Raw genomic sequence first — 12,352 nt, forward strand, 5'->3', positions numbered from 1 at the left:
GTCGCCCACCCCGCAGGCCGCGCAGGCCGGACGGGGAGCGAAACGGTCGGGACGGCATACGTTCTCGGGGCCGTGTCGGCGGCGCCCCGAGTGGGTCAGTGCGGCGGGACGATCCGTCATACAGTGTCGTCGTGCCCGGTACCGGTTCGCTGTTCAAGCGCCTCCTCCTCGGCCGCGCGATGCGCAGCGACAAGCTCGGGGAGACCCTGCTGCCCAAGCGCCTCGCGCTGCCCATCTTCGCGAGCGACGCCCTCTCGTCCGTGGCCTACGCGCCCGACGAGATCCTGCTCATGCTCGGTCTGGCGGGCGGCGCTTTCGTCGCGACGCACAGCTGGCAGGTCACCGTCGCGGTCGTCCTCGTCATGGTCGTCGTGGTGGCGTCGTACCGCCAGAACGTGCACGCCTACCCCTCCGGCGGCGGCGACTACGAGGTCGCGACCGTCAACCTCGGCCCACGGGCCGGCCTCACCGTCGCCAGCGCCCTCCTCGTCGACTACGTCCTCACCGTCGCCGTCTCGATCTCGTCCGGTGTGCAGAACGCCGCCACGGTGCTCGGCTTCGTGCGCGGGCACGAGGTCATCGTCGCGGTGGCCCTCATCGCCTTCCTCACGGCGATGAACCTGCGTGGGGTGCGCGAGTCGGGCAAGGCCTTCGCCGTGCCGGTCTACGCCTTCATGCTCGCCATCATCGGCATGGGCATCTACGGCTTCATCCAGCACTTCACGGGGACCCTCACGCCGGCGGAGAGCGCCGCGCTGACCCTGAAGCCGGAGGAGGGTCAGGGGCTCACGGGACTGGCCGCTGCCTTCCTGCTGCTCCGGGCGTTCTCGTCCGGGTGTGCGGCCCTGACCGGCGTCGAGGCGATCAGCAACGGCGTGCCCGCCTTCAAGAAGCCCAAGAGCGCCAACGCCGCCGCGACGCTGCTGCTCATGGGCACGCTGTCCGTCGTCATGCTCGGGTCGATCATCGCGCTGAGCCAGTGGACCGGCGTCAAGATGGCCGACGACCCCGGCGCCCAGCTGCTTCGGAACGGGCAGCCGGTCGGCGACTCCTACGTCCAGCACACCGCGATCGGCCAGCTCTCCGAGTCGGTGTTCGCGAGCTTCCCGATCGGTGTCGTCTTCGTCTCGATCGTCACCGGCCTCATCCTCGTCCTCGCCGCGAACACGGCGTTCAACGGCTTCCCGGTGCTCGGCTCCATCCTCGCCCGCGACGGCTACCTGCCCCGCCAGCTGCACACCCGGGGCGACCGGCTGGCCTTCAGCAACGGCATCCTCATCCTGGCCGGCGCCGCCATCGTCCTCGTCATCGTCTTCAAGGCCGAGGTCACCGCCCTGATCCAGCTCTACATCGTCGGGGTGTTCGTCTCGTTCACCACCTCGCAGGTCGGCATGGTCCGGCACTGGACGCGCCACCTCAGGCTCGAGCGCAACGTCAAGGAGCGGGCCCGGATGCAGCGCTCGCGCGTCATCAACGCCGTAGGCGCCGCGATGTCGGCGACGGTCCTCGTCGTCGTGCTCCTGACGAAGTTCCAGGCCGGGGCGAAGTACGCCATCCTCGCGATGGTCGTCCTGTTCGTGCTCATGCTCGGGATCAAGAAGCACTACAACCGGGTGCGCGACGAGCTGGCCATCGACTGGGACGTCGAGCGACCGATGCTGCCGAGTCACGTGCACGCCATCGTCTGCATCTCGAAGGTGCACAAGCCGACGATGCGTGCCCTGGCCTACGCCCGGGCCAGCCGTCCGTCCTACCTCGAGGCCGTGACGGTCGACGTCGACCCCGACGAGACGCAGGCGCTGCTCGACGAGTGGGACAAGCGCGAGATCCCGGTGCCGCTCAAGGTGCTGTCCTCGCCGTACCGCCAGATCACGAAGCCGATTCTCGACTACGTTCGGTCGATCCGCAGCGGCAACCCGCGCGACATCGTCACGGTCTACCTGCCGGAGTACGTCCTCGGGAAGTGGTGGGAGCAGGTGCTGCACAACCAGAGCGCGTTGCGTCTCAAGGCCCGGCTGCTCTTCACCCCCGGTGTCATGGTCGTCAGCGTCCCGTGGCAGCTGCAGTCCTCCGAGGGCGCCGAGCGCGACTGGATCGACGAGCCGCCCATCAGCGGCTCGGTGCGCGGTGGAGCGCTGTGAGCGGTCGCCAGAACCGCGAGCGGGCCGCCGGCGGCGAGTCCCTCGTCGGGCAGGAGTGGGAGGTCGAGGTCGGGCCCGTCGCCCACGGTGGCCACTGCGTGGCCCGGCACGACGGTCAGGTCGTCTTCGTGCGCCACACGCTTCCCGGTGAGCGCGTCGTCGCACGCGTGACCGAGGGCCGCGTCGGCGACAGCTTCGTGCGCGCCGACGCGGTGGAGGTGCTCGAGGCCTCACCGGGACGCGTGCCCGCCCCCTGCCCGTATGCCGCCCCGGGCCTCTGTGGCGGCTGCGACTTCCAGCACGCGTCGCTCGACACCCAGCGGGAGCTCAAGGGTGCCGTCGTGCGTGAGCAGTTCGCCCGGGTGGCGGGGCTCGAGGTCGACGTCGACGTGCGGCCCGTGCCGGGCGACGAGCAGGGGCTGCGCTGGCGTACGCGTGTCGAGTTCGCCATCGACGGCGCCGGACGCGCGGGCCTGCGCGCGCACCGCTCGAACGACATCGTCCCCGTCGAGGACTGCCTCATCGCGACGCGCGCCGTCATCGACTCCGGTGTCCTCGACACCGAGTGGCCCGACGTCGAGTCCGTCGACGTCGTCGACGCCGTGCACCCCGACGAGCCGGTCCTCGTGCCGCTGCCCGCGCCCGAGGGTGGGAGTGCCGGCGGCGGTGGTCTCGTCGGCGAGCTGGCTCGCGACGGGGACTGGGAAGGCGAGTACGTCGTCTCGGCGCGGGGCTTCTGGCAGGTTCACCCTGGCGCGGCCACGACGTTCCTGTCACGCGTGTCGACGCTGCTCGGGGCGGAGCCGGGGGACCGCGTCCTCGACCTCTTCGCGGGTTCGGGCCTCTTCACGATGCGTCTCGGTGAGCTCGTCGCACCTGACGGTGTCGTCCTCGGCGTCGAGGGCGACCGCCGGGCGGTCGAGAACGGCGAGTCCAACACCGAGCACCTCCAGAACGTCGAGTGGCGTGCCAACCGCGTCGACCGAGAGCTGCGATCGCTCGTCGGCCAGGATGTGACGGCCGACCTGGCCGTCCTCGACCCGCCTCGCACCGGAGCAGGCAAGGACGTCATGGCCCTGCTGGCCCGGATGGCGCCCAGACGCATCGTCTACGTCGCGTGCGACCCGGCAGCCCTGGCGCGGGACGTCAAGGCCGCCGGGACGCACGGCTACGACCTCGTCTCGCTCGAGGCCTGGGACGCCTTCCCGATGACCCACCACGTCGAGTGCATCGCCGTGCTCGAGCCGCGAGACGGGTCGACGAGCGCCTGAGCTCTTCCAGTGCGCAGCACCTCGGCGCGCGATGGTCTTGTCCGCGCAGCGGCGCGACCACCGGGCGATGAGGGACCTCGGCGGGTCTGGGCTGGTCCCGCGTCAGTGCGTGACGGCGAGGCCGTCGACACCGGCCGCCTTCGTGGACGTCGTGCGGATGACGACGGAGCCGGTGCCGGTGACCGTCTGTAGGGGCAGCCAGCGGATCTGGCGGTAGGCAGTCGTGGCGCCGTTGAGACTCACGCGTCCCAGCCTGACGCCAGCGTGGTAGACGTCGACCGCTCCGCAGGTGGGACAGGTGGTGACCACGATCGCGACGCGGCGCGCCTGCACCGAGGCGCGGTCAATGACACCCCGGTGCTGGCGCACGGGAGACAGTGCCGTGCGCGTATGCGCTCCCTGCGACGCGGACCTCTCGGCACCGCGCACTCGCCCTCGCGCGAGTGGTTGGCCCGGGCACAAGCCACTGTCGGTGGCTCGTACTAGTGTTCGAGCATGGAGTTGGGGAGCGCCGCGAAGAGCACCGGGGCCGCTGCCGGTGGCGTGCTTGCCCTCCTGACGCAGATCCCCGCTGACGTCTTCGACGCGCTGCCACCGGTCGCCCAGGCGGCAGTGGTGGCACGCGTGGTGCCGGAACGGCTGCGCACTCTCGACACGGCGAGCGCCGAGGCGGTCCTCGCCGTCGCGCAGCGGGCGATGAACGTCCTCAGCGCCGTCCAGGACCTTGCGCTGGCGGCCTGTGTCCGGCGCGAGGAGCTCGACCTGGCAGATCTGGACGGTGACTGGGCCGACGGCTCGGAGTGGCGGCCCTCGTCGGTGAAGATCGTGGCCTCGAGCGTCGCGCCGGTCCTGTGCTCCACGCCGCGCGGTGCCGAGTCGCGGGTCGCCGACGCGCTCTGCCTCGTCGAGGACCTCCCGCGCGCTCTGGCGGCCGCGCTCGACGGCCGGGTCACCCCGCGGCAGACGGGCGTCGTGGTGGACCAGGCCGGACTCGTCGCAGTCGACGCTCGCCCGGCCTTCGATGCCGTCGTGATGGAGGCGGAGAACGGGATCGAGTTGCTGACACCTGCCCGGCTGCGACGCCAGTGCGAGCGTGCCGCCATGGCGATCGACCCGGACGCCGCTCATCGTCGGGCGGAGCAGGGTCTGCGTGACCGCTTCGTGCGGGTGGGGCCGGGCCTCGACCCGGGCACGACGTGGTGGAGGGCGTCGCTGCCGGCCCGGGACTCGATGCAGGCCTGGGGCGCCGTCGACGAGCTGGCCCACGAGTACGTGCGCGCTGACCCGGCCCGGTCGATCGACCAAGCGAGAGCGGACGCCTTCCTCGACCTGCTGCTCGGCAGCGCCCAGGTGTCGACGACCGTCGAGCTGGTCGTGCCCACCTTCACCGAACGCGCGACCGATCACCGGCGCGGGGGCGCGCCCGCTGGCCCGAACGGTGCCGCGCCCGTGGGCGCGAACGGTGCCGCGCTCGAGGGCGCGAACGGTGCCGCCCCCTTGAGCCCGAACGGGGGCGCGCCGGCGGGCCCGAACGGTGCCGCGCTCCCAGGCCGTCACGAGATCCACGCACCCGATCTCGCAGACCTCTCGGCCGTTCAGACGGGTGCGGATGCCCCGTCCGGTCGGGAGGATCCGCGGCACGTCCCAAGCCCCGTGGCATCGGTCGACGCCCTGTTCTTCGACCTCGCACACATCGCAGGTCCTCGCCTCGCGCCGGAGCATGCGATCGCGTCCGAGCTCTTCGGTCTCGTGGCGGTGTCGCCCGCCGGACACCACGAGGGCGCGGACACCAACGTGCATGCCCGCGGCCATCCGGTGTCCAGGCCCGGACCTGAGGCGGCCTCGGCGGTGGACCCGACCCGAACCGGCCTGGTCGGACGTCCGGCCTGGCGGCCACCGGAGCTCGGCGTCCGCCATCCACGGTTCGGATGGATGCTCTCGGCGACGCTGGCCGAGCTGTTGTCCGACCCTGATGTCGCGCTGCGCGTGACCCGAGCCGATGTGCTCACCGGAATCACCGTCGCCCGCGACCCCGCGATCTACCGGCCCAACGCCGCTTTGGCACAGCGGGTTCGGGACCGCGACCGCACGTGTCGGTTCCCGGGATGCGGCGTCGCCGCGCGCCGGTGCGACCTCGACCACGTCGTGCGTTTCCCCGACGGTCCGACCACCGAGGACAACCTCGTCTGCCTGTGCCGGACCCACCACGGTTTCAAGCACCACGCCGGCTGGACGCTGACGTCGGAGGTGGACGGCAGCTGCACCTGGACCGCGCCGACAGGCCGCTCCTACGTGACGCGACCGGCAGACCTCAGGCTCGACGCTGCCTGAGGCGGGCCGGGTCGAGGCGGCTGTGGGGTCGCGAGCGCTCGCCGAGTCCGCTCCCGTCACCGCCCGGGGCGCTCTGCCGACCTGACGACGAGGGTGCCGGGCCGTCACGAGACCATGGGGCCATGTCGTTCAGCTACCCAGTCGCCGTGAAGTTCTCCGAGATCGATCTCGCCGGCGTCGTCTTCAACTCCCACTACCTGACGTGGTGCGAGGACGCGAAGATGGCCTTCCTCGACCACCTCGGCTACGGGCCCTACCGCTTCGCCGACGAGCACCGGCTCGCCCTCGTCCGGCACGCCGAGATCGACTGGACGGCGAGTCTCAAGCCGCTCGACCACGCCGACATCCGCGTGGTCGTCGACCGGATCGGCACGTCGTCGTTCACCCTCCGACACGAGATCTGGCGCCGGGGCGAGCACCCGCTCCTCACGGCCACGTGCGTCATCACCTACGTCTGGTTCGACACCGAGGCCGGCGCGAAGGCCGAGCTCGTTCCCCATTTCCGGGACGCCCTGACGAGTGAGGGCCCGGGGGACCGGCTCGCCTGAAGCCTTCTGGCGCGTGGCCCGCGGTGCTAGCGTCGACGGACGTGCTCGGCATCGGGTGGAGGCGACATGGACGCGTTCATGAAGTTCGACGGCATCGACGGCAGCAGCCAGAGCAAGGACCACAAGGGTGCGATCGACGTGGTCTCGTGGAACTGGGGTGTCACGACCCAGACGAACGGCTCCGGCAGCGGCGGTGCGTCCGGACGTCCGCGGGCCCACGAGTTCCGGATCGTGCACCGCTACGACCTCGCCTCGCCCCACCTCGCGTCGTTCGCCGCGACCGGCAAGCACCTCAAGGACGCGACGCTCAACGTCGCCCATCCCGGCGCTCGCAAGGACTTCCTCACGGTGACGATGAAGGACCTCGTCGTCACCGAGGTCCTCGTCTCCGGTGACGAGGACGACGTCGACGAGGAGGTCGCCCTCCAGCCCGCGTGGATCCGCTTCGACTACGCGGAGCCCGGTCCGGGCGGCGGTGCGACCGGGCGAACGTCCAGTGTCACGTGGGACATCCGATCCAACAAGATGGGCTGACCTCCGGCCCCGACGGCGCGAACCTGCACCACGTCCCGCTGGACGAGGTGCTCGAGCGGGCGCTGACGTGCTTGCGTGAGGGCGACGGGCCGGGCGCCGAGGCGGCGCTCACCGCGGCGACGCGGACGCCGGAGGACGTACGCGTGTTGCACCTTCGCGCGGTCGCAGCGCACCTGCGTCGAGACGACACCGCCGCGGAGCGGCTCGTCGCCGAGGCGGTCTCGGTGGCCACGGACCCGATGGTGCTCGCGAGCCTGCACAACGACCTCGGCAACATGCGTCTGGAGGCCGGGGACCCGGTGGCCGCCGTCGCGGCCTACGAGTCCAGCCTCGCCGTTCACCCGACCGACGCCCCGACGTGGGTCAACCTCGCCACCGCGCTGCGGCTGGCCGGGGACCCGGCCCGTGCCGGGGACGCCGGGCTCAGGGCGCTCGAGCTCGACCGACAGAGCCCCCTCGGGCGAGCCGCCGTGACCGCGGCCGTCCTGGCCCTGACCGCCGACGGTGCGGAGACGCGGGCACTCGAGCTCGTGCGTCGGTGGGTGCGTGTCGACCCCGACCATCCCGGCGCCCGACACCGCCTCGCAGCGCTGGGCGGCCTGCCCCAGCCGGACCGGGCGCCGGACGACTACGTCGAGACGCTCTTCGACGCGACCGCCGAGGCCTTCGACCCCCACCTCGCCGGCCTCGGCTACCGCGCGCCGGAACTCGTCGCCGACCGAATCGCCGCGATCTTGGGCCGGCCCGCGGGTGAGCTCGACGTGGCCGACCTCGGCTGCGGCACGGGCCTCGTCGGGGCACTCGTCCGACCGTGGGCGCGCACCCTGGCCGGCTGCGACCTGTCGCTCAACATGCTCCGGCTGGCGCAGGCGCGCGGCTGCTACGACGTCCTGCAGCGCGCCGAGCTCGGCGCGTTCCTCCGAGCCGAGCCCACGGCATACGACCTCGTCGTCGGCGCGGACACGCTCTGCTACCTCGGGGACCTCGGCCCGACGACCACGGCGGCGGCGCGGGCGCTGCGGCCCGGCGGTGTCCTCGTGGTGACCGTCGAGCGGCTCGTCGACGCGGTGGGGGACTGGCGGCTCACGTCGTCGGGGCGCTACGCGCATGGGGAGGAGTACCTGCGGTCGGTCTGTGTCGCCGCCGGCCTCGTGGACGTCGAGGTGACCCGGGTGCACCTCCGCCTCGAAGCGGGTGTCCCGGTCGAGGGACTGCTCTGGTCGGCGCGTCGACCCGTCACGGGCAGTGGTCCCACCGGTGCGCAAGAGAGGCTGGCAGAGACGCCCGGTCAGGGGGCGACAACGGCGCGAGCGGAGGGAAGGATGGGCGGGTAGGGGTGGACTGACAAGGACGAACGCGTGTGGTTAGATATATCTTGACGTCAAGATAAATCGAGCACCGTGACATCAGAGTTGCTGGAAGGAGCCCGTCGTGGGCAGTGTTGACAGCTTCAAGGCCAAGGGGACCCTCGAGGTCGGTGGCCAGTCCTACGAGATCTACCGCCTCGCAGGGGTGAAGGGGCAGGAGACCCTGCCGTACAGCCTCAAGGTCCTCCTCGAGAACCTCCTGCGCACCGAGGACGGCGCGAACATCACCGCCGACCACATCACCGCGGTCGGCTCGTGGGACGAGAACGCCGAGCCCGACACCGAGATCCAGTTCACGCCCGCGCGCGTGATCATGCAGGACTTCACCGGCGTCCCCTGTGTCGTCGACCTCGCCACGATGCGTGAGGCCGTCGCCGACCTCGGCGGCGACCCGGCCAAGATCAACCCGCTCGCCCCGGCCGAGCTCGTCATCGACCACTCCGTCATCATCGACGTCTTCGGCCGCGCCGACGCCTTCGAGCGCAACGTCGAGATCGAGTACCAGCGCAACCGCGAGCGCTACCAGTTCCTGCGCTGGGGCCAGACCGCGTTCGACGACTTCAAGGTCGTCCCCCCGGGCACCGGCATCGTCCACCAGGTCAACATCGAGCACCTCGCCCGCACCGTGATGGTCCGCGAGATCGACGGCGAGCGCGTCGCCTACCCCGACACCTGCGTCGGCACCGACTCGCACACGACGATGGTCAACGGCCTCGGCGTGCTCGGCTGGGGCGTCGGCGGCATCGAGGCCGAGGCGGCCATGCTCGGCCAGCCCGTCTCGATGCTCATCCCGCGCGTCGTCGGCTTCAAGCTGAGCGGCTCGATCCCCGTCGCCGCGACGGCCACCGACGTCGTCCTCACGATCACCGAGATGCTGCGCAAGCACGGCGTCGTCGGCAAGTTCGTCGAGTTCTACGGCGAGGGCGTCTCGCAGGTGCCGCTCGCCAACCGCGCCACCATCGGCAACATGAGCCCCGAGTTCGGCTCGACCTGCGCGATCTTCCCGATCGACGAGGTCACCCTCGACTACCTGCGCCTCACCGGTCGCTCCGACGAGAGCGTCGCCCTCGTCGAGGCGTACGCCAAGGAGCAGGGCATGTGGCTCAAGGCCGGTCCCGACCAGCCGGAGGCCCGCTACAGCGAGTACCTCGAGCTCGACCTCTCGACGGTCGTCCCCTCGATCGCCGGCCCGAAGCGCCCGCAGGACCGCATCGCGCTGACCGACGCCAAGGACGCCTTCCGCAAGGTGCTCCCGACCTACGTCGCGCACGAGGAGGGTGACGCGGGTGCCGCCTCGTCCTTCCCGGCCAGCGACCCGACCCCGCAGGGCACCGTCGAGGGCACGAACGGCGGCGACCGACCGGCCGACTCCGGTGGCGTCAGCGGCCGCCCGTCGAAGAAGGTGTCGGTCACCGACGCCGAGGGCCGCGAGTTCGAGATCGACCACGGCATCGTCTCGATCGCCTCGATCACGAGCTGCACCAACACGTCCAACCCGTCGGTGATGATGGCGGCCGCGATGCTCGCCAAGAACGCCGTCGAGAAGGGCCTCTCGGTCGCCCCCTGGGTCAAGACGTCGATGGCACCGGGCTCCAAGGTCGTGACGGGCTACTACGACAAGGCGGGCATGTGGCCCTACCTCGAGAAGCTCGGCTTCCACCTCGTCGGCTATGGCTGCACGACGTGCATCGGCAACTCCGGGCCGCTCAACGAGGAGATCTCCAAGGCGATCAACGACAACGACCTCGCCGTCACGTCGGTCCTCTCGGGCAACCGCAACTTCGAGGGGCGCATCAACCCCGACGTGAAGATGAACTACCTCGCGAGCCCGCCGCTCGTCATCGCCTACGCCCTCGCCGGCACGATGGACTTCGACTTCGCATCGCAGCCCCTCGGTCAGGACACGGACGGCAAGGACGTCTTCCTCGAGGACATCTGGCCGGCACCCGCCGACGTCGAGCGCACCATCGCGAGCTCGATCAGCCAGGAGATGTTCACGGAGGACTACGCCGACGTCTTCGCGGGCGACGAGCGCTGGCAGTCGCTGCCGACCCCCGAGGGCGACACGTTCGCCTGGGACGGTGAGTCGACCTACGTGCGCAAGCCCCCGTACTTCGACGGCATGTCGATGGAGACGACCCCGGTCGCCGACATCGAGGGCGCCCGCGTGCTCGCCAAGCTCGGCGACTCCGTCACGACCGACCACATCAGCCCGGCCGGTGCCATCAAGAACGACAGCCCCGCGGGCAAGTACCTCGCCGACCACGGCATCGAGCGCAAGGACTTCAACTCCTACGGCTCGCGTCGCGGCAACCACGAGGTCATGATCCGTGGCACGTTCGCCAACATCCGCCTGAAGAACCTCCTCCTCGACGGCGTCGAGGGCGGCTTCACGCGGGACTTCACCAACGGCGGCGAGCAGTCGACGATCTACGACGCCGCGCAGAGCTACGCCGCCGCCGGCACGCCGCTCGTCATCCTGTCGGGCAAGGAGTACGGCTCCGGCTCCTCGCGCGACTGGGCCGCCAAGGGCACGAGCCTGCTCGGCGTCAAGGCCGTCATCGCCGAGAGCTACGAGCGCATCCACCGCTCCAACCTCATCGGCATGGGCGTCATCCCGCTGCAGTACCCGGCAGGTCAGAACGCCGACTCGCTCGGCCTCGACGGCACCGAGACGTTCTCGGTCACCGGCATCACGGCCCTCAACGAGGGCACGACGCCCAAGACCGTCAAGGTCGTCGCCACCAAGGAGTCGGGCGAGACGGTCGAGTTCGACGCCGTCGTGCGCATCGACACCCCGGGTGAGGCGGACTACTACCGCAACGGCGGCATCCTCCAGTACGTCCTGCGGTCGCTCGTCAACAGCTGACCCGCAGACCAGCACAGCCCGACGGGCCCGTATGCCGTACGCCACGGCAGGCGGGCCCGTCGCGCGTGCGGGCGCTCGGGGACCCGGCCGGACGGCATACGCGCTCGGATGGCATGCTCGTCGCGTGAACGAGCGACACGCCGTCCTGACCGTGTGGGAGACCGGATTCGACTGGTCCCCGGCCCCCGACGTCGACTACGCCGACGTCCACGTCGACGGTGCTGAGGCGGTGACCTACCGCGCCCGGGTCTGGGAGTCGCCCGTCGTCGAGTCCCCTTTCGTCGCAACGGAGCTCATCCCGTCGTGGAACGCCCGCACGCCGGCCGGCACGTGGCTCCGGGTCGAGGGGAGGGTGGCCGACGACGGAGGCTGGACGCCGTGGTTCACCTTCGCCCGGTGGGGCGAGGACGACCCGGCGGGGGAGTCACCGATCACCCGGACCACGGTCCCGGACCAGGCCTTCGACACCGGGAGGGTCTCGACGGACACGTGGCTGTCGGCGCCCGGCCGGGGCGTCGATCGGTGGCAGCTGCGCGTCACGGCCATGGCGCTTCCGGATGACGAGATCGCCTGGCCCACGGTGACGCTCGTCGCCGGCGCGGCCTCACGCTTCGCCGTCACGCCTGACGAGTCGACGAGCCGACCCGGAGTGGGGCGCGGTCACGAGGTCGCGGTCCCGCCGCACTCGCAGCGGCTGCACGTGGGGTCGTTCCCCCAGTGGGACAACGGCGGCGAGTCGTGGTGCTCGCCGACGTCGACGACGATGATCCTCGAGCACTGGGGGAGAGCGCCGTCGCGGGACGAGGCCTCGTGGGTCGGACACGACACCGACCCGGAGGTCGTGCACGGCGTGCGCCGCGTCTACGACGTGGCCTACGAGGGCGCGGGCAACTGGGCGTTCAACACCGCGTATGCCGGCGCGCGCGGGCTGCGGGCCTACGTGACCCGCCTGCGTGACCTCACCGAGGTCGAGGCATTCGTCGCGGCGGGCATCCCGCTCGTCGTGTCGGTGGGCTTCCGCGAGGACGAGCTCGACGGAGCCGGCTACGAGACGAACGGCCACCTGCTGACCGTCGTCGGCTTCACGGACCAGGGTGACGTCGTGTCCAACGACCCCAACTCCCATCGCATCGCGAGCAACGAGCAGGTGCGCAGCGTCTACCGCCGCGACCAGTTCGAACGGGTCTGGCTCGGCACCAACGGAGGGCTGGCCTACGTCATGCACCCGCGCGACGTCGCGCTGCCGTCCCCGCCCCCCGAGCCGAACTGGCGCTGACGCGTCATATTCCTC

9 protein-coding genes are annotated in these 12,352 nt (G+C 71.0%); 8 read left to right on the top strand and 1 reads right to left on the bottom strand.

Annotation, left to right across the window (positions count from 1 at the left end; genetic code table 11):
* Positions 1–179 precede the first annotated feature (179 nt).
* Positions 180–2,141 carry an APC family permease gene (locus H283_RS0121110; RefSeq protein WP_051103714.1) on the top strand — a complete coding sequence of 654 codons (1,962 nt, stop codon included), beginning with the start codon at positions 180–182 and terminating at the stop codon, positions 2,139–2,141.
* Complete coding sequence (locus H283_RS0121115) at positions 2,138–3,412, top strand: class I SAM-dependent RNA methyltransferase (protein WP_020145524.1); 1,275 nt, start codon at positions 2,138–2,140, stop codon at positions 3,410–3,412. The genes H283_RS0121110 and H283_RS0121115 overlap by 4 nt, the downstream gene beginning before the upstream one ends.
* Positions 3,413–3,514: 102 nt before the next feature.
* On the opposite strand, the gene H283_RS27930 is transcribed toward H283_RS0121115, so the two are convergent.
* Positions 3,515–3,655, bottom strand: a complete 141-nt coding sequence (locus H283_RS27930) for a hypothetical protein (RefSeq protein ID WP_156023363.1) — start codon at positions 3,653–3,655, stop codon at positions 3,515–3,517.
* A 252-nt stretch (positions 3,656–3,907) separates the two neighbouring features.
* On the opposite strand from H283_RS27930, the gene H283_RS28260 reads away from it, so the two are divergent.
* From H283_RS28260 to H283_RS26065, 6 genes are all read left to right on the top strand, one after another.
* Positions 3,908–5,743, top strand: coding sequence for an HNH endonuclease signature motif containing protein (locus H283_RS28260; protein WP_020145526.1), 1,836 nt, complete (start codon positions 3,908–3,910; stop codon positions 5,741–5,743).
* Between the two features lie 122 nt (positions 5,744–5,865).
* Positions 5,866–6,291, top strand: a complete 426-nt coding sequence (locus tag H283_RS28265; protein WP_020145527.1) for a thioesterase family protein — start codon at positions 5,866–5,868, stop codon at positions 6,289–6,291.
* 66 nt (positions 6,292–6,357) lie between these two features.
* The gene (locus H283_RS26055; protein WP_020145528.1) at positions 6,358–6,825 is read left to right on the top strand and encodes a type VI secretion system tube protein Hcp; all 468 of its coding nucleotides are present in this window, start codon (positions 6,358–6,360) and stop codon (positions 6,823–6,825) included.
* Entirely contained in the window at positions 6,795–8,159 is a 1,365-nt protein-coding gene (locus tag H283_RS26060) for a methyltransferase domain-containing protein (RefSeq protein WP_156023364.1), read from the top strand. The genes H283_RS26055 and H283_RS26060 overlap by 31 nt, the downstream gene beginning before the upstream one ends.
* Before the next feature lie 97 nt (positions 8,160–8,256).
* Entirely contained in the window at positions 8,257–11,061 is a 2,805-nt protein-coding gene (gene acnA / locus H283_RS0121145) for an aconitate hydratase AcnA (protein ID WP_020145530.1), read from the top strand.
* Between the two features lie 124 nt (positions 11,062–11,185).
* A complete protein-coding gene (locus H283_RS26065) occupies positions 11,186–12,337 on the top strand; it encodes a C39 family peptidase (RefSeq protein WP_020145531.1) in 1,152 nt (383 codons plus the stop codon).
* Positions 12,338–12,352 lie beyond the last annotated feature (15 nt).

Source organism: Terracoccus sp. 273MFTsu3.1, from assembly GCF_000383675.1.
Lineage (GTDB): Bacteria > Actinomycetota > Actinomycetes > Actinomycetales > Dermatophilaceae > Terrabacter.